General features: G+C 33.5%; 20 protein-coding genes. 9 read left to right on the plus strand and 11 right to left on the minus strand.

The window, feature by feature from the left end; all coding sequences use genetic code 11:
* The first annotated feature begins 2 nt into the window (after positions 1 to 2).
* The 5 genes from GTR01_RS21130 (at position 3) to GTR01_RS21150 (ending at position 4,028) form a co-directional block, all read left to right on the plus strand.
* Entirely contained in the window at positions 3 to 914 is a 912-nt protein-coding gene (locus GTR01_RS21130; RefSeq protein WP_160139710.1) for a hypothetical protein, read from the plus strand.
* Complete coding sequence (locus tag GTR01_RS21135; RefSeq protein ID WP_160139711.1) at positions 901 to 1,536, plus strand: ATP-binding cassette domain-containing protein; 636 nt, start codon at positions 901 to 903, stop codon at positions 1,534 to 1,536. The genes GTR01_RS21130 and GTR01_RS21135 overlap by 14 nt, the downstream gene beginning before the upstream one ends.
* A 326-nt stretch (positions 1,537 to 1,862) precedes the next feature.
* On the plus strand, positions 1,863 to 2,219 hold the full coding sequence (locus GTR01_RS21140) for a winged helix-turn-helix transcriptional regulator (protein WP_160139712.1): 357 nt from the start codon (positions 1,863 to 1,865) through the stop codon (positions 2,217 to 2,219).
* Between the two features lie 1,010 nt (positions 2,220 to 3,229).
* Entirely contained in the window at positions 3,230 to 3,673 is a 444-nt protein-coding gene (locus GTR01_RS21145) for a transposase (protein ID WP_228452306.1), read from the plus strand.
* A 34-nt stretch (positions 3,674 to 3,707) separates the two neighbouring features.
* On the plus strand, positions 3,708 to 4,028 hold the full coding sequence (locus GTR01_RS21150; protein ID WP_160139713.1) for a helix-turn-helix domain-containing protein: 321 nt from the start codon (positions 3,708 to 3,710) through the stop codon (positions 4,026 to 4,028).
* A 710-nt stretch (positions 4,029 to 4,738) separates the two neighbouring features.
* Here the strand turns inward: GTR01_RS21150 and GTR01_RS21155 are convergent.
* Positions 4,739 to 4,936 carry a hypothetical protein gene (locus GTR01_RS21155; protein ID WP_160139714.1) on the minus strand — a complete coding sequence of 66 codons (198 nt, stop codon included), beginning with the start codon at positions 4,934 to 4,936 and terminating at the stop codon, positions 4,739 to 4,741.
* A gap of 489 nt (positions 4,937 to 5,425) precedes the next feature.
* Between GTR01_RS21155 and GTR01_RS21160 the strand changes: the two genes are divergently transcribed.
* The 3 genes from GTR01_RS21160 (at position 5,426) to GTR01_RS21170 (ending at position 7,054) form a co-directional block, all read left to right on the plus strand.
* Positions 5,426 to 5,995, plus strand: a complete 570-nt coding sequence (locus GTR01_RS21160) for an AAA family ATPase (RefSeq protein ID WP_160139715.1) — start codon at positions 5,426 to 5,428, stop codon at positions 5,993 to 5,995.
* A gap of 67 nt (positions 5,996 to 6,062) precedes the next feature.
* Entirely contained in the window at positions 6,063 to 6,491 is a 429-nt protein-coding gene (locus GTR01_RS21165; RefSeq protein ID WP_160139716.1) for a GNAT family N-acetyltransferase, read from the plus strand.
* A gap of 2 nt (positions 6,492 to 6,493) precedes the next feature.
* The gene (locus GTR01_RS21170) at positions 6,494 to 7,054 is read left to right on the plus strand and encodes a DUF6624 domain-containing protein (RefSeq protein WP_160139717.1); all 561 of its coding nucleotides are present in this window, start codon (positions 6,494 to 6,496) and stop codon (positions 7,052 to 7,054) included.
* A gap of 112 nt (positions 7,055 to 7,166) precedes the next feature.
* On the opposite strand, the gene GTR01_RS21175 is transcribed toward GTR01_RS21170, so the two are convergent.
* The 9 genes from GTR01_RS21175 to GTR01_RS21215 form a co-directional block, all read right to left on the minus strand.
* Positions 7,167 to 7,655: a DUF2938 domain-containing protein gene (locus GTR01_RS21175; RefSeq protein ID WP_160139718.1), complete on the minus strand. Its 489-nt coding sequence runs from the start codon at positions 7,653 to 7,655 to the stop codon at positions 7,167 to 7,169.
* Between the two features lie 10 nt (positions 7,656 to 7,665).
* Positions 7,666 to 7,965, minus strand: a complete 300-nt coding sequence (locus GTR01_RS21180) for a thioredoxin family protein (RefSeq protein WP_160139719.1) — start codon at positions 7,963 to 7,965, stop codon at positions 7,666 to 7,668.
* A gap of 174 nt (positions 7,966 to 8,139) precedes the next feature.
* On the minus strand, positions 8,140 to 9,219 hold the full coding sequence (locus GTR01_RS21185; RefSeq protein ID WP_160139720.1) for a DUF418 domain-containing protein: 1,080 nt from the start codon (positions 9,217 to 9,219) through the stop codon (positions 8,140 to 8,142).
* A gap of 187 nt (positions 9,220 to 9,406) precedes the next feature.
* Entirely contained in the window at positions 9,407 to 9,973 is a 567-nt protein-coding gene (locus tag GTR01_RS21190; RefSeq protein ID WP_160139721.1) for a Crp/Fnr family transcriptional regulator, read from the minus strand.
* A gap of 64 nt (positions 9,974 to 10,037) precedes the next feature.
* Positions 10,038 to 10,778, minus strand: coding sequence for a GNAT family N-acetyltransferase (locus GTR01_RS21195; RefSeq protein ID WP_160139722.1), 741 nt, complete (start codon positions 10,776 to 10,778; stop codon positions 10,038 to 10,040).
* Between the two features lie 15 nt (positions 10,779 to 10,793).
* The gene (locus tag GTR01_RS21200) at positions 10,794 to 11,744 is read right to left on the minus strand and encodes a helix-turn-helix domain-containing protein (protein WP_160139723.1); all 951 of its coding nucleotides are present in this window, start codon (positions 11,742 to 11,744) and stop codon (positions 10,794 to 10,796) included.
* 160 nt (positions 11,745 to 11,904) lie between these two features.
* Positions 11,905 to 12,243, minus strand: a complete 339-nt coding sequence (locus tag GTR01_RS21205; protein WP_160139724.1) for a nuclear transport factor 2 family protein — start codon at positions 12,241 to 12,243, stop codon at positions 11,905 to 11,907.
* A gap of 79 nt (positions 12,244 to 12,322) precedes the next feature.
* Positions 12,323 to 13,048, minus strand: a complete 726-nt coding sequence (locus GTR01_RS21210; protein WP_160139725.1) for a class I SAM-dependent DNA methyltransferase — start codon at positions 13,046 to 13,048, stop codon at positions 12,323 to 12,325.
* 9 nt (positions 13,049 to 13,057) lie between these two features.
* Positions 13,058 to 13,975, minus strand: coding sequence for a GNAT family N-acetyltransferase (locus tag GTR01_RS21215; protein ID WP_160139726.1), 918 nt, complete (start codon positions 13,973 to 13,975; stop codon positions 13,058 to 13,060).
* Between the two features lie 386 nt (positions 13,976 to 14,361).
* On the opposite strand from GTR01_RS21215, the gene GTR01_RS21220 reads away from it, so the two are divergent.
* Positions 14,362 to 14,961, plus strand: a complete 600-nt coding sequence (locus tag GTR01_RS21220; RefSeq protein ID WP_160139727.1) for a GNAT family N-acetyltransferase — start codon at positions 14,362 to 14,364, stop codon at positions 14,959 to 14,961.
* A 52-nt stretch (positions 14,962 to 15,013) separates the two neighbouring features.
* On the opposite strand, the gene GTR01_RS21225 is transcribed toward GTR01_RS21220, so the two are convergent.
* Entirely contained in the window at positions 15,014 to 15,526 is a 513-nt protein-coding gene (locus GTR01_RS21225; protein ID WP_160139728.1) for a hypothetical protein, read from the minus strand.
* Positions 15,527 to 15,669: the final 143 nt, after the last annotated feature.

The following is a 15,669-nucleotide window of genomic DNA, read 5'->3' on the forward strand; positions in this document are numbered from 1 at the left end:
TTTTGAAAAAACTAATCAATCATTTTAAGTTCAGATTTAATCAGAGTGTTAGAATACTCAACCTGAATCCTAAAGTAAGCATTCCTGTTTTACTTGTTTTAGGTGCTCTGATTACAGTAAAAATGCCGGAGAACTATTATTATCCGGTCTCCCTTTTTATCCTTATTGCTCTTTTTCATGGAGAAAGGAAAGATATCCCTTTTCTGAAGAAAGTCTTTGTGCAAGGCTGGCGATGGATCATTATTTTGGAAACATCCATTATGTATAGTGTTCTATTATTCGCAAATATTCATTATAAAATAGAAAAAACAGGTCTTATTTTATATCTTTTGATTGTTTTACTCACTTTTATTCCTCCAAGAACAAAACCTTGGCTGAGCCTGGCTTGGAACTTTATACCCAACAGCCTGTTCGAGTGGAAAGGCTTTTTAAGGAAGAATAGTTGGAAAGTGATTTTGGGATTCATCGTTGTTGTATGTTCATCGTATCATCCGGCAACATTGATCTTAGCAGGAACTTTTGTCCTTGATTTTATTTCTCCCGTGTACCAGCCGCATGAAAGTAAAGAAATGCTTGAAATGTATTTCAAAAAATATACTTTGAAAGAAAAAATAAGAAAAAATACCTTGTTTTTTAATGCCCTGCTTATACCGGTTGGCTGCTCTTTTTTGATCTTAAATCCTTATCAAAGCTTATATGTATTGTACTATTTTGCCTTTATGAACCTTTATCTCCTGTTGATTCTTCTCAGAAAATATAAAAACTATAAACATAAAAATAAAGAAAGCGATTACAATATGGGCGTGTATTTTGAATACTTCCTGTGTAGTATGACTATTATTCCTGCGCTTTGGATGATAAATTCCAATATCAAAGAAGCTAACCACAATATCAAAACTTATGTTGGAAATTAAGAATGTAAAGGTAGAGTTTAAGAACCAGAAAGTTTTAAACGACTTAAATTTATCGATTGATGAAGGATGCATCTTGGGAATCCTGGGAAAGAATGGGGCAGGGAAGACCACCTTGTTTGAATCCATATATCAAAGTTTGCCGTTTTCAGGAAGTATAACCTGGAAAGATGAACGTTTACAACGGAAGCAAATCTCCTATCTGGAAACAGAAAATTACTTTTATCCTTATATTACAGGAGAAGAATATCTGTCTTATTTCTCTTCCAAAAAAGAAGATGAGATTCAAGAAATCATTGAAAAATTTAATCTTCCATTAAAAAAATATGTACAATATTATTCGAGTGGTATGAAGAAAAAACTGGCACTCATTGGGATGCTCATGCTGAATAAATCCATCAATATTCTGGATGAACCCTTCAACGGAGTTGATTTTGAAGGAGTGCATCTGCTCTATGATATTATCAGACAACTAAAATCTCAGAATAAAGTTGTGATAATCAGCTCTCATATTATTGAAACTCTTTTTCATACCTGTGATAAAATCGCATTGCTGCAAAACGGAACTATTGAAACAATATATAACAAAGAAGCGTTTAGCGAATTGAATACACTTAGGTTTTAAAATAAAGATGGGGAATACTTTAAATAGTAAAAGTCCTTTCAGGTTTTCCGTAAGGACTTTTTATTCATATTAAAGCTTAGATTTTATCAATTTCTTTTTTAATAATAACATAATCATTGCTGAAATCAAACATATAATACTAGAAGCCGTTACATTTTCAATACCATACCCCAAAAACCGATAATCCAGATCATTGGAACAAAAAGATTTCTTTTCGATTTCATAATTTTTTTATGCAAATTTGCACAATGAGCTATCAAAAAACGATATACTTACCTTTTAGTTCTGTACTTACCTTTTTGAAAGTAATCTAAGAAAAAATAATTATGCCAGAGTTTTTCCACGATAAAAGATTGTATTATACCCCAATTGAGTTCGCTTTAAGCCATATTGGCGGCACCTGGAAGATGCCCATATTGTGGAGGTTACAAGAAAAGCCACTTCGTTTCAGTGAGCTGAAGAAGGATATTCCTCATATTACAGACAAAATGTTGACCAGCCAGCTCAGGGAACTAGAAAGTAAAGAAATGATTCATCGTGAAGTATATCCCGTTGTTCCCCCAAAGGTAGAGTACAGTCTTACTGAGAAAGGGAAACAATCTATTCCTGTTATTGAAACCATCATGAAGTATGGCTATGATCTGATTCAGGCAGAGGGAATTACTTTTCCTCCCAAAGATTAAACTCTTTTATTTTTGTCTATTAATTTTCCATCCTATTTTTCTTTTGAATAGGGATTGATTGATCGTATCTGCGATGGATATGCAGGCTTGTATTTTCATGGGGGAAATTTCTTTTCAGAGACCGGATCAAGAAAATGAAGTTATTCTTCGGTTTTATTAAAAAAAAGCAGTATGTTTTTTTGTGGGAATTAAGTGAAAAACAATTTTTTTAATACTCAAGATTTATTTTTAGAATCATCTACAGACGTTGCATGATTTCTTAGATGAAAAGTACATGCTAAATTTAATACTTCAAGTGAAGTACATTGCCTCATACTAGAGTGATTCAAAATAATGCAGGAAATCTACTGAATATCTACCAATACTGTACATGTGTATGGTCAAAGTAGAAGTATGATAAATGCCGGAGATTATCCGTATTCCATATTCCCTGATGCCGGATTAAAAACTAATGATAGCACTCAGGTAGCTTTTTTTTCAATTCTGTGATTAGGATAAAAATGGGAGGCCAATTTTGCGAAGTCTTCTAACCACCCTTTTGTATTTGTTGTGTCAGAAAGGTAATGATGTTTTTTTTTATTAAGATTGTGATTCGAATATAATCAATTGAAAATGTGTGTTTTACACCAATGTCCTATCTGTGTCTGATGCATTTTTTTGGTTATTGAGAATGGAGTTCCCATCTTTAGGGCATAAAAACACAATGGGTTAATACACTAAGTTAAATGATGATTTTTTAACTAAAGGTCTTCTTAAATCCAATAGATTTTTTGAAGACTTTTAGTTTCTCTCAAGAAAAAATTTTCAAAAAATAATATCGGTATAAAAGTTCTGATTGATAAAAAACAAATAACAATTTGAATAATAAATTTTATTTGATTTTTAAGCTTTAATAGGTTGGTATTGGAACTGTCTGATAAACAAGGAAACAACAGATGTTATTGATGTAAAAATTAAAACCCATGATAGCGTTACAGAGTAAATAATTTTGAAAAAGAATAACAAAGAGTATGTCTATTAACTTTAAAGAGATTCATATAGGAAGTTTAATAAAAGAAAAAATTGAAATAGAAGATGTTGATACTCTTCGGCTTTGTAATTTTATGAAATGTACAGAGAAAGAACTTGAAAACCTATACCAGAGTGAAAATTTACCAACGGATATTCTTCTCAAATTCAGTAAAATACTGGGATATGATTTTTTCAGGCTTTATTCACAGCATCTGATTTTGTTTTCTCCACCGGGAAAACAGGAAAATACCGAACATAAAAGAGAAAAGAGCGCTTTTCCTGAATTTCGAAAAAATTTATATACCAAAGAAATTATAGACTTTGTATTGGAGCAGATGTCTTCCGGTAAGAAAACAAAGTCTCAGATCATTAAAGAGTATCGTATTCCTAAAACAACCCTGTATAAATGGGTTGCAAAATACAGCGAAAGAAAAAAGAAATAAAGGATAAAAACTAAACCCAAATACCAAATTAAATATGAAGAATCGAAACACTCCCAACTATCAAAGAATATTTAATGATATCCTCACTCTAAAATTCCCGGAAAAAAAGAATGAGCTCCGAGAAATGATAGCTAAAAAAGAGCTGTCTTATCTGGATGTGATAGAGATCAATAACAGGATTTTTGAAGTTCATAAAGAATATCGAGACAATCAGAAGCATCGTTCTTATAATAAGGAGACCATTCTTAGTATTCTGAATTTTCAAAAAGAAAAACAACTCAACAACAGTGAATTAGCTCATCATTTCAAACTGAGCAGAAATACAGTAACCAAATGGAGAAGACTATTTGCTTAGAAGCAATATAGCATTTAATAAAACCATACAGTTGTATCAAAAGAACGCATTACCATAACTTTAAGTTCTACTTTTCAGACAGGATCGCTTTAGGAATAATTAAGAGAGGGGGAATCAAATTAATTTTTAAAATGAAACCTCTATATGCAGATATTGTTCATCATTCTTATGCGTTAAAAACAGATTGTCCTTTATCATACTAAGTTATCAATCTTCTGTGACCAATCTGCTTTTGATACAGCTGTTTTTTTAAGAAAAAATCTATCTTATGACTGCCGGAATTGAATGTCAGTATATAGTTCCTGAATTGCGGTTTTTGATTTTAGAATTCTAGTCGTTTAACTGTCCAAAGAACTCATAAATATCTACATCACTCAGAATGTTAAGTCTTTTTCTGAGCCTTCTTTTCCTTTTTGTACTGAAGTATGCCGGATTGCCATGTTTTGAGCAATTTCTTTCGATGAATAAGTCAATTTAATCATTGCACAGAATATGAGTTCTAATTTCTCCGGATCAGGATTAAGCATTTTGAGTTGAGAGATAAAGCGAGGATACCAACTTGTAAATCTGGATCAAAAAGCAGAATCATTTTTTCTGGCCAATTTTGAAACAATCTTCAGCCTTTTTATATTGTTAAATTTCTGAATAATAAGAGCCGATGATAAGGATAGATATGCACACCTGTTTTTTCTTTATTTTTTCAATCTCATTCAGAGTCTTATTGATGTATATATCTGTGAATCCATTTTAAAATAATATAATTTCAATTCAGCCATAGAACCCTGGGAATTGATAAGATTAAGCTCTGTACTTGAATTTTTTATGGCTTTATGAATATAAAATGCTGCAGAGTCAGATCTTTCTGTGGTCGATAGAAAATCGGCTCTTACCAGATAGATTCTGTCCATCTGATATATTTTTTACTGCTCCGGACTGCTTTTTTTCATATATTGCATAGCCTTAGTGTTATTAAGATAGGCTTGAAGCATCATGTTGTTTAGCTTTTAAGAATATCATCAGCATCTTTCAATAGCAAAGTGACTTTAGTAAAATCTCCTGTATTATAGCAATAAGCTTTTGCATCTGAATAATCTTCTTGTTCTGCAATTTTCGAATACCTTTCAATAATTTTACGATATTCTTTATAATTCTCAACGGATAATCGACTGATTTCTTTTCTTAACGGAAAATTAAAGGTGCGGTCATACTCTTGTTGAGAGTGATCATTACAGAGACTAGAACTAGAAAGGGAAAAAGATATACATAAAGCTTTCTGTCCATATTTTAATTCTAAATATTTGATCTTTAATGAATTGTTTGCTCAATGCAAAATAAAAAACGAAGATTATCCTTGCAAAAATATTTGAGTTTATTCAAACAAAACTTTAATCTATACTATGAAAATAATAAATAATCGTGTACCATTTTACATCATTACTGGCGGCCCTGGAGCCGGGAAAACAACCTTGTTGAACGAATTGGATCATATAGGATTTACAACTGCAGCAGAAGAAGGCCGGAGAATTATTAAAGAACAATTGAATCTCAATGGAAATGGGTTACCCTGGATTAATAAAGAGCTTTTTGCCGAATTGATGTTTGATGCTTCAGTAAAAACTTATAAGCGGATGATCCAAAAAAACGGTACTGACCCTGTCTTTTTTGATCGTGGAATAATAGATACTATTGGATATCTGAAACTGGAAAATATTTCTATCCCCAAAGAAATGGATCGTATAGCCCGTGAAATGGAATATAACGAAAGTGTCTTTATCCTTCCACCTTGGAAAGAAATCTATGAAAATGATTCCGAAAGAAAACAAACTTTAAAAGTAGCTGAAGAAACTTTTGAATGTATGCACAAAATCTATCAGGAATATGGGTATCGTGTAATTGAAGTTCCAAAACTTACTATCGATCAAAGAGTCAGATTTATTCTTGATACTCTTGAAAAATGTAAATACTGAGTTTTCCTTATGAAAGATCATTATTTGTATCTTTAAAAGGTTGAATATATTCTAAATCTTTTTAGCCATGAATTTGAGAAAAATGAATGAAAAGGATGTGGAAGTTGTGATAAAACTATTAGATCAACTGGGATATCCCAATACTAAAGAGTTTTTACCCTCCAAAATTAAAAGTCTTTTAGAAGATTCTGATGAATATCTTATTGTTGCAGAAGATTGGGAAGGAAATGTTATAGGATTTATTTCTATTCATATTATTCCGCAAATTGCTCTCAAAGGAGACTTTGCCCGAATTAGTTATTTTTCCGTTGAGGAAAACTATAGAAGTTCAGGAATTGGAAAACTTTTAGAAGAATACTGTGAAAAAGTAGCCAGGGAACGAAATTGTGATAGAATAGAATTACACTGTAATTTCCATAGAGAAAAAGCACACCGGTTTTATGATAGACAAGGCTATACGGAGTTTCCTAAATATTTCATGAAAAAATTACAATAAAAATGGATTATCTATTTGAAAAAGAAATCATTCGTCTTGCAGATGATGATCTTGAAATCAGAGAGAAATTGTTGGCAGAAGGAAAATTAACAGAGGGATATCACCAGGAAATGGAACGTGTACATAGAGCCAATGCTCAAAGACTTAGAGAGATCATAAATGAAATTGGGTTTCCAACATTATCAAAAGTAGGCGCTAAGGCAAGTGATGCGGCATGGCTTATTATTCAACATTCTATTGGTGAACCGGAATTTATGAAGGAATGTTATAAGATGATGGAGGCAAATAGTCATGATATTCATCTTAAAAATAAAGCATATCTGTACGACAGGATTCAGGTTTTTCAAGGCAAACCTCAGAAATATGGGACTCAGCTCATTGCTGGCGGAATTCCTTATCCAGTGGAGGACAAGGAAAGCCTGAACAACGAACGAGAGAAAATGAACCTGCCACCATTATCAAACAAAGAAATACATCAAATCCCGGATCAGGCAGAAATCCCGGAAATTGACAGCAGAGATGAGGAATATCTCAAATGGAGAAAGAAAGTAGGATGGGTTTAAGATTCAAAATTATAATTAAATACTGCTGATTATTCACCATTACTTGCAGCTATATTTAAAAAAAACGGACTTTAGCCCGTTTTTTATACTTTAATCTATGGATTTAATATCCTTATTTCAATAAGATGGAAATTAATAATCCAGCCAGATAGAGGCCAATCCCGTAAATAAGATGCGTCTGTAGACTTCGTAGTCTGGCAACGGTAGGATTGGGTAATTTAGAGGCTGCAATCCCGAAACCAAAAGCAGGCTGCATCATAAACCATGGTGCTAAGGTTGTGGCAAGGCCAATAAAAATAGCTGGAAAAGCAGTAGGATGCATCAGCCAGTCTTCTCCCCAAATAAAAAGTAAAGCAAAAGCAAATACAATCCCAATGGAGTAATGAGCCATCCATCCAAGAACTTTTTCTCCTTGGATTGGGGGAGCTTGTATAATATTAGAATGGCTGAATGTTCCCTTTTTGAAATGTCCGATCCAACGTCCTAAAATACGATAGTCGAGAGAAGGAATATTCCAGAGTCTCTTGATGATAAGAGCGTATACATCCATAAAGATGGTCGCTCCTATCCCAAGTAACACAGCATCAATTAACACATTCATTTTTTTAGATTTATCTTAAACTATTCAGTTTCTGTTCTAATGCCATTTCCGAAAGGACACCGGAACTGCGCCATACTTCTACATTGTTTTTTAAAACCACAAATGTAGGAACAGATCGGATTCCGTATTTTACGGCCAATTCCTGCTGTTCATCTACATCTACCTGATGTACATTCAGCCAGTCTTCCAACTTCACTTTTAAAGTATTTACTACAGGCATCATCATTTTACATGGGTAGCACCATTCAGCGTAAAACTGAAAAAGCATCAATGAATCAATTTCCTGTACGTTTTGATTTCTCTCTGTCATTGTTCTTAAATTTATTGAGACAAAATTAGAGACACCTCACATGATTTTGCTGACACAAATCGGAGTGAAAATGGTACAAATCAAAGATTTTTAAGAATTGACGATGGAAGCTGAAAAGATGAAAGTTATCATAATATGTGAATCGTTTTTTATAATGAGTTGTTAATGTGTTTTTTAATTTGTTATTTTTCTCATCAGTATTTCTAATGGGCCTTGTTTGTGTTTTTTACCCCAAAGTTTACTGAAATACATACTGAGAATAAAAAATCCTAAAGAATACAAAAGAATATACAGAGGTTCTACTGTATTTTTTCCGCTGATCACTTCAGAATAGTTAGTTCCCCGGAATAAAGCAAATACAATAAGGCCAATGCTGAGATGAGATACATAATGAGTAAGAGTCATCTGACCGGTTCTTGCCAGATCCATAGCCCAGGGTTTTTCAGAAATGTATTGACTGATAAACATAAAACCGGTAATAAGCATCATTCCGAAACCAATCGTATTCAGAACAAAAGGCAATGTAGGAGGAATATAATCTGCATTGATGAACTCCCGGGCTTCTGTACTCAAATTCAGAAATGTACTTCCATAGCGGATACCTTCAATAAGAAGATAAATCATAAGGCCTGTACTGAATATCTTCTGCTGAATTTGCTTTTGATTCCAGTCCAGCCTTCCCAGATAAAGACCAATTGCAAAATAGGAAAACCATGGAAATATAGGATTCCAGCCATTATAGAAAGTGTTTCTAATGAATCCGGAAAGTGTCCAGAATTCAGGGTATTCAAGATTGGATAAATTCCAGCCGCTCTCAAACGGAATCATCAGAAGTAAAAGATGAAATACTGCAATAGTAATCGCTGCGGCCATCAGATAATACTTTTTATCCATAAACACCAGCAGTGCTCCGATACTCATATATCCACCGTAAAGATGAAGAATATCAGCTGGCCACCAGATACAAAATAACATTCCGAATACAAAAAGAAAAGCCGCTCTTTTAAAGATGGTGCTCCGAAGCCTTTTTTTATCCAAATCAGAGTATTCCTGTATTCTGTTGGTCATCAAGCCAACTCCCATTCCTGCAAGGATCACAAAAACAGTGCTTGAATGTCCGCTGAAAAGCACCAGAAATTTTCCAACTAGGGAAGTGGCATCATGATTCCCAAATACCATATTGAAATTGACAATAAACATCCCGAAAATAGCATACGCCCGAGCCAGATCAAATCCGATAATTCTTTTTTTCATGCTGAATAATAATTTGCAGCAAAAATCAATGTTGAAGATGGATATTCCTTTGATAAAAGTCAAAAAAATGAAAGAAGTTGGAAGCGGGGAGATGGAAGAAGGAAGGTATAATGTCTTTATATCTGTATTCGTTTTTATGAATACAAAAGATCTTTATATAAATCCAGATAGCGCTAATAATATCTACTTACTTTTTAGCTCGAATCCGGCTCAATGTTTCAAGAGAAATCCCCAGATAAGAAGCAATATGGGTAAGTTTAAGGTGGTGAAAGTACTCTGGAGATTTTTTCAAGAGAGTTTCATATCGCTCTGTAGCATTTAGAGCATGAAAGTCAAAAAGTCTGTCTTCTAACCAGATTGTATACAGTTCTGTTATTAGAATATCATATTCCATAAGCATTGGAAACTGTTTCTTGATGGTTTCAAAAGCTTTATAGTCTACCGTTTCTACTGTTGTATCAGTAAGACATTCAATGACCTCTTTGCTTGGTTTCTGATTGATATAGCTTGTAAAGGAAATAGCAAGATCCTCTTTAAAAAAGAACTCAGTGGTTATTTCCTTTTTGTCGGAATAGGTAAATTTTCGTGCAACACCATCAACAATAAGATGGCTTTTTCTGCATATGTCACCTTGTTGTAACAGAATATCCCCCTTTTTAAACCGTTCAGTACTTGTTATTCTTTCAAGGGCGTTGACAGTCTCCAGATCAAAATGGGAAATAAGAGATTGAATCTTTTCAATATGTTCTTTCATATGTGCATGCTATTTCAGGCTTATCATTGTTTTACTTTTTGGTCGTCACGTATTTATGCTATGATTATAATTTCTCTATGGATTCCGGTGATATAAAATTCCATTTGGCAAATAAGCTCAGATTTAGTCTTTTAGCGAGTGCAACAGAAGCTGTATTGTCAAGTTGGCATCGATATTGTGGTTCGTATCCATCCTCTAATGCTGCTTTTGAAATAACCTGTACGGCCTGTTTAGCATATCCTTTTCCTCTGAATTTATCCAAGGTGATGACTCCTATATCCGACAGTTTGGTATCTTCCCATGGGTACATACTTGTTGCTGTCACTAACTGATGATTTTCAAAGATTCCATATACTTTCCAGTGATCCAGCTCAACAAAAGCACCATCCAGGTCTTCTTCTGTAGACAAAGATTCGAAAGTAGAAAAATGTTCAGCATCATGCTCTGTTAAAGGGCGGGTATTTTCCGATATAGTAAGATTGAAAAGGTTGTTTTTTTCTTCTTCCGGGAAATAAAAAATATAGTCTGCTCCATACAGAAAGATGTCTTTATTTTTTAAAATATCCACAAATTTTTCAAAATCCAGTGTATGAAGGTTGCTGTTTTTGAAATGTTGAGAAACTTTAGAATTGATAATGCCCCAGCTTTTTCCGGTTGGAAATTCTAAAGTCATAATTTGAGTGTCTTCTTCCAGTTCATCATTTAAAAATAATGTAAAACTGGATGTGTCGCATAATACTTCACCCTGAAACTGATCTTGCCAGTATTCCAGAACAATAGGGGATGTGATTTTGGTGGTGTGCATTTGAGTTTAATTTGATTAATGTTTATGGTTTTTACGATATTGAAGTGGGGTAAAACCGGTTTGCCTTTTAAAGAAGCGGCCAAAGTAAGAATCATCCGTAAAGTTAAGATCCATGGCAATCATAGAAACAGTGTCACTGGTTTGGATAAGCCTTGATTTAGTCTCTTGTATCAACTGTTTTTGTATAAAATGGCTGGCAGGAAATCCTGTGACTTCTTTAATGACTCCATTGAGGTGGTTGGGATGTACATGCAGAAGCTTTGCATAATCCGTGACTTGTTTTTTATCCATAAAGTACTGGTTGACCAGGAGCTGAAACTGTGCCGCTAATTGATCTTTTCTGGATAAAGAGAAAATATCGGCAGAGGTTTGTTTATTGTAAATACGTTCTGCTTCTAAAAGGATTACATTCAGAAACATGCGGGTGAGAAGATCATCGTTGAAAGTGGTCTTTTGACACTTTTCACTGTTTAATTTCCAGAAAAGATGCTCCATCATTTGGGTTTCTCTTTCCGAAAGTTTGATAAACGGTTCATGGTTTACCTGAAAAAAAGGAAATTGATTGAGTTTGATCTGATGTTTAATGCAGAGTAGGAAATAATCAGCGTCAAACATGCAAAAAATTCCTTGTACATCTTCACTCCAACGCTCTACCGCATGCAGTTGATTTTCTCCAATGAAATAGAGGGTTCCAGGCATAAAGTGGTAAAGTTGATGCCCAATATTTTCTTCTATTTCCCCCTCTGTAAGCAAGACAATGCTGTAAAACTTTCGTCTTGTCTGTTTTCCTTCTACAGGTTTTTGCCCTTTTTTGAGATCTTCGAGTTTGGCTATTTCTAAAAAGCCATTTCCATGGGCATAAGTGATGTTGCTGCATTCTTCACAGAAAGAGGCTGGTGCATTCTTCAGATAAAAATCTTTAAAATCTTGTTCATTTTTCAGTTCCCTGATCTCAGACTGTTTCATATTCACATATTCTTTTTCCCCAAAAAGGGTCTGTTGCTATAAAGATAGGAACAGATTTCGGCTCTTACACCGCAAAATATCTATGAATTACATAGATATTTTGAATAAGACAGCCACTCTCAAGGAATAGCTGCCGTATGATTATATATTCGAAATACCATTATTGATCATTCAGTAATGGTCTTGGATCAAATAATACTTTTAAAGAATGTATCTTTCCATTGATGATCTGATACCATCCCGAAGATTCAATCGCTTTACCTCCGATTTCAATAGTATACCAGAAACAGATATCTTCTCCTGAGGAAAAAGTTTTGATAATCTGGTATTTAAACTTCATTTGTCTCATGTCTTTCATATAGACAGAAGCATTCTCTCTTGTTCCCAGTACCCCTATGAATTTAAATTCAGGATCCAGACAGTTTTCTGCCTTATCAAAATCCTCTTCATTTAAATACTGAATAAACTGTTCCGCGACATTTTGGGTTGTAGTGCTCATAAACTTTGTTTTTGTAAAGCAAAATTAATAGATCAGAAGTGATCTTCTTTGTGACGATCGTCACAAAATACGGGGATGTTTATTTTTTTTCAATATTAATAATAACAATAGGAGGTCGATGGGTATGTTGTTCAAAATCAGGTCGAAGTTGTAATAACTCTTTATCAGGGCTTGGTTCTTCTATATTTTTGAGGATAAAACCTGCCTTTAATAAAGCATTAATAATGGTGCTTAATTGATGATGGTATTTTTCTACATCTTTAACAAACCAATCTTGCTTTCTAAGGTTCTCTTCAGAATAACGGTTGATTAACCAGTATTTTTCACCATTCAATTCTTCCCAAGGCTTTAATGCTGCAGTACAGATGGGATGTTCCATAGAAAATAAAAATTGTCCCCCTGTTTTTAATCCGTTGTATATTTTTTGAAAAATAGTTTCCAGATTTTCAATATAATGTAAAGTCATTGAGCTGATAACCAGATCAAATCTGTTCATTCCAAAGTCAAAATCTTCCAAAGCTGAACATATCCATTCAACTTTTGAAGAAGAAATCCTGTTTTGAGCTTCATTCAGCATTTTTTGAGAAATATCAACTCCAATAATGTGTTTCGGATTTTGGATCAATAATGATTGTATCTGATGCCCCAAACCACATCCCATATCCAGAATTATTTTATCCTGAACAGGATGGAGCAATCTTTTCATGATGGGTTGTTCCAATAATTCATTTAGGCCTTTATCCCCATCGCGTAGTGCTTTATATCCGGTAAAGAAGTCCGGATTATCATAAATATTCTGTTTCATAATCTGCTTTTAGGTGTGAGAAAGTAAAGGAACAATGATCTGATATTTCTCAAAAACCAATAATAGCTCAGGAGTTACAAAAAGCTGTACATCATCATCCTTCCATAATCTGTACTGGAAATCATTCTGTTTAGGGCTAAAACCTAACACAACTTCATCAAACGGAATACCATCAAAAGCTGCAATAACGTGATTAAGATTCACTTGTTCAGGACTGAATACCTCTACAATATGCAGAGTTTTATCCTGAATCTCAATGATAACAGCACAATTAAGCGTTTCTAGAAAGTAGATAGAATTTTTATATCCCATTTCTGGATTGGCATAACAGTAGAAAAAGGTTATACTTTTATTTTTTGTTGGGAACATCGTATTGGAAACTGATTGTTCTACCAATTCTTCAAATAATTTTAAATCATTGTCCTCATCCAGTTCCAATTTTCTCTTTTTATGTGGGATAGAAAGATCAAGATTTTCAATAGCTTGGAAGGCTTCAAATTCTTTGGTTGGGGTAAATCCGAATTTAGGATAAAAATCTAATACTGTTTCATTGGCAAAAAGGAAGATTCCATCATGTTTTCCTTTAAAATCATGCAGAAATTTTTCCATTAAAAAACGGCTTAGTCCCTTTTTTTGGTAGGATTCGTCAGTCATTACCGTTCCTAATTGAATGAAATTTTTAGGTTTGCCATCAATATTACTTTTAAATAAACTTATAGTAATATGCGAAACAATGGTATCACCATCAAATAAGGAATATAAAATACAACTGTCATCCCAGAATCCCGATTGATAATAATTTTCAAAATCAAAATTCCAAACCTTTTTTGTCAGGCGGTTAAATTCCAGGCGGAGTTTTTCATTGTCCTGATACTGGAGGTGTAAAATGTAGTTTTGGTTGTTGATGGAAACGTTTTCTGTCTTCATTGTTCATCTGTTTACTATCGTTTCAGTTCAAGTTTTCAATATATTTGTCTTATTCTATAGTGGTTTGTTACAGCTTGTTAAGATTTTTTCTAAGCCCAACTTTTCATAAAACTCAGGAGCCTGAAAACTGAATGTATTCAAAGTAACATCATCACCGTTTCTAACTTGGGCTTCGTATTATAATATTCTTCTGTGATCCGGTCTTTTTTTGATGATATTCATGAGTAGAGTTTGGTGTGATGGCTTCATAAAAAGTAGTTGGATTACAATTTCCGTTTAAATTACAAAAAGTAAGTGACAGAAGCAGAAAAAATTGTATTTATGTATCTTAATAACTGTCAGTTGATGAGTTCCAAAGATGGATTGAACTGATATAAATATATTCGATGATACATTGTAAAGATGATTATATTATAGAGAATGATCAACTCTTATTACGGCCATTACTTTCTACAGATTTTAATGAACTTCTGGAGTTTTCAATGAATGAACCAGAAATTTGGAAATATAATGCCTTTGGTGCTGACGGTGCAGAAAACTTAAAAAAATACATAGATAATGCTATTTTTCAGAGAGAACAAGGGGCGGAATATCCTTTTGCTGTTATTAAAAAATCTGAGAATAAAATCATTGGAAGCACCCGATTTTATGCAATAAGTACCATTAATAAGACATTAGAATTAGGCTACACCTGGTATGGAAAGCAATATCAGGGAACTTTTGTTAATAAAACCTGTAAATTTCTTCTTCTTGAATTCGCCTTTGAAAAAATGGGGTTTGAAAGAGTAGGCTTTAAAGCCAATTCCGGAAATGAAAGAAGTATTAATGCAATGAAAAGTATTGGTTGTGTAGTAGAAGGAACTTTAAGAAACTTTGCTTTTGATTCACAACTCAATAGGATAGATGTTGCAGTACTAAGCATTGTAAGAGAAGAGTGGCTGAATATCGTAAAGCAAAACTTACAACAGAAGATCAATACATTTTAAATAATAAAAGAACCCCTGCTTTTTACAATGGCAGGGGTTTTATCAAGTAGATTTATATATATTTTAGAATCTGGTCAACTAAGTGGTCAATCTCATTTATATTATCATTAACGCATTGCTCAGCAGTATTGGTTTTGATGCAGTTTTCCAATTTGGATTTTAAGCCCAATATGGGAAAATAAAGGAAGAAAGGGATTTTCGAAATAATATTGGGATCGTTAAGATCTTTTCCCATATAGCTTCCAAGACAGCTTAATGCACATTGGGTATCTATACTTCCTGGAGATTGCGGACAATTGCTGATACACGCAATAAGAACATTTTTGTCTCTCGTGAAGAGCAGGTCTATTTTCGCTATTTCTCCCTTGTTGTTAGAAATGATGACCATTTCATATCGCACTCCATTTTTAGTTTTTAAAACTTTGCTGCTGCTGGTTGTGGCTTCTGCTACTGATTTTTCATAGATCGTAATTTTGTCTGTAGGATTGGAATTTTTTCCAAAAGAAAAAGAGAAAAGACATAAAACAGCAATGACATAAAGTCGGGTAATTACATTTGTTTTCATAATATTTCATGGTTTTTAGTAGGTGAAAATGGGTCAGAATGATCTGCTTTTGGAAACAGAACTTTAAATAATGCTGTGCAGTTATTTATAAAAGTGCATACATGTTGCACAGGTAATCTGAATATTTCTTGTTTTTCCTGCGC

The sequence above is a fragment of the Chryseobacterium sp. c4a genome (assembly GCF_009900745.1).
Taxonomy (GTDB): domain Bacteria; phylum Bacteroidota; class Bacteroidia; order Flavobacteriales; family Weeksellaceae; genus Chryseobacterium.

Excerpts from the sequence above, each read along its gene's own strand:
- GTR01_RS21135 (WP_160139711.1), top strand. The coding sequence starts at position 901 with ATGTTGGAAATTAAGAATGTAAAGGTAGAGTTTAAGAACCAGAAAGTT.
- GTR01_RS21140 (WP_160139712.1), top strand. The coding sequence starts at position 1,863 with ATGCCAGAGTTTTTCCACGATAAAAGATTGTATTATACCCCAATTGAG.
- GTR01_RS21145 (WP_228452306.1), top strand. The coding sequence starts at position 3,230 with ATGTCTATTAACTTTAAAGAGATTCATATAGGAAGTTTAATAAAAGAA.
- GTR01_RS21150 (WP_160139713.1), top strand. The coding sequence starts at position 3,708 with ATGAAGAATCGAAACACTCCCAACTATCAAAGAATATTTAATGATATC.
- GTR01_RS21155 (WP_160139714.1), bottom strand. The coding sequence starts at position 4,936 with ATGGACAGAATCTATCTGGTAAGAGCCGATTTTCTATCGACCACAGAA.
- GTR01_RS21160 (WP_160139715.1), top strand. The coding sequence starts at position 5,426 with ATGAAAATAATAAATAATCGTGTACCATTTTACATCATTACTGGCGGC.
- GTR01_RS21165 (WP_160139716.1), top strand. The coding sequence starts at position 6,063 with ATGAATTTGAGAAAAATGAATGAAAAGGATGTGGAAGTTGTGATAAAA.
- GTR01_RS21170 (WP_160139717.1), top strand. The coding sequence starts at position 6,494 with ATGGATTATCTATTTGAAAAAGAAATCATTCGTCTTGCAGATGATGAT.
- GTR01_RS21175 (WP_160139718.1), bottom strand. The coding sequence starts at position 7,655 with ATGAATGTGTTAATTGATGCTGTGTTACTTGGGATAGGAGCGACCATC.
- GTR01_RS21180 (WP_160139719.1), bottom strand. The coding sequence starts at position 7,965 with ATGACAGAGAGAAATCAAAACGTACAGGAAATTGATTCATTGATGCTT.
- GTR01_RS21185 (WP_160139720.1), bottom strand. The coding sequence starts at position 9,219 with ATGAAAAAAAGAATTATCGGATTTGATCTGGCTCGGGCGTATGCTATT.
- GTR01_RS21190 (WP_160139721.1), bottom strand. The coding sequence starts at position 9,973 with ATGAAAGAACATATTGAAAAGATTCAATCTCTTATTTCCCATTTTGAT.
- GTR01_RS21195 (WP_160139722.1), bottom strand. The coding sequence starts at position 10,778 with ATGCACACCACCAAAATCACATCCCCTATTGTTCTGGAATACTGGCAA.
- GTR01_RS21200 (WP_160139723.1), bottom strand. The coding sequence starts at position 11,744 with ATGAAACAGTCTGAGATCAGGGAACTGAAAAATGAACAAGATTTTAAA.
- GTR01_RS21205 (WP_160139724.1), bottom strand. The coding sequence starts at position 12,243 with ATGAGCACTACAACCCAAAATGTCGCGGAACAGTTTATTCAGTATTTA.
- GTR01_RS21210 (WP_160139725.1), bottom strand. The coding sequence starts at position 13,048 with ATGAAACAGAATATTTATGATAATCCGGACTTCTTTACCGGATATAAA.
- GTR01_RS21215 (WP_160139726.1), bottom strand. The coding sequence starts at position 13,975 with ATGAAGACAGAAAACGTTTCCATCAACAACCAAAACTACATTTTACAC.
- GTR01_RS21220 (WP_160139727.1), top strand. The coding sequence starts at position 14,362 with ATGATACATTGTAAAGATGATTATATTATAGAGAATGATCAACTCTTA.
- GTR01_RS21225 (WP_160139728.1), bottom strand. The coding sequence starts at position 15,526 with ATGAAAACAAATGTAATTACCCGACTTTATGTCATTGCTGTTTTATGT.